1 rRNA gene is annotated in these 939 nt (G+C 55.9%); it reads right to left on the reverse strand.

Annotation, left to right across the window (positions count from 1 at the left end):
* Positions 1-939 (reverse strand): 23S ribosomal RNA (locus HMPREF3098_RS00360); the annotation flags it as partial.

The raw sequence follows: 939 nt of genomic DNA on the forward strand, positions 1-939 counted from the left end.
CCGGGCGCGGGCCACACGCTTACACCACAATCCAATAAGTGGCTTGGCTACCTTCCTGCGTCACCCCATCGCTTGGCTACTACCAGATCAGGTCCCACGCAGCCCCACACACACAACACAAAGTGCTACACGCATGGATTTGGGTGGTTAGTATCACTGATTCACCATTGGGCGCACATACACGGGTACGGGAATATCAACCCGTTGTCCATCGACTACGCCTGTCGGCCTCGCCTTAGGTCCCGACTCACCCTGGGAAGATTAGCTTGACCCAGGAACCCTTAGTCATCCGGCGGATACGTTTCTCACGCATCATTCGCTACTCATGCCTGCATTCTCACTCGCATAGCCTCCAGCACTGGGTCACCCCGCACCTTCACCGGCCACACGACGCTCCCCTACCAACCCAACAACAGTTGAGTTCCGCGGCTTCGGCGGTGTACTTGAGCCCCACTACATTGTCGGCGCAGAACCACTCGACCAGTGAGCTATTACGCACTCTTTCAAGGATGGCTGCTTCTAAGCCAACCTCCTGGCTGTCTTCGCGATCCCACATCCTTTTCCACTTAGTACACTCTTCGGGGCCTTAGCCGGCGATCTGGGCTGTTTCCCTCTCGACTACGAAGCTTATCCCCCGCAGTCTCACTGCCGCGCTCTGACTTCACCGGCATTCGGAGTTTGGCTGATGTCGCTAAGATGATAGTCCCGCTAAACCAACCAGTAGCTCTACCTCCAGGAAGAAACACACGACGCTGCACCTAAATGCATTTCGGGGAGAACCAGCTATCACGGAGTTTGATTAGCCTTTCACCCCTACCCACAGCTCATCCCCTCAGTTTTCAACCTAAGTGGGTTCGCGCCTCCACAACCTCTTACAGCTGCTTCACACTGGCCATGGGTAGATCACCCCGCTTCGGGTCCAGGACATGCCACTCAACA

It is taken from the genome of Corynebacterium sp. HMSC28B08 (assembly GCF_001806865.1).
Taxonomy (GTDB): Bacteria; Actinomycetota; Actinomycetes; order Mycobacteriales; family Mycobacteriaceae; genus Corynebacterium; species Corynebacterium auriscanis.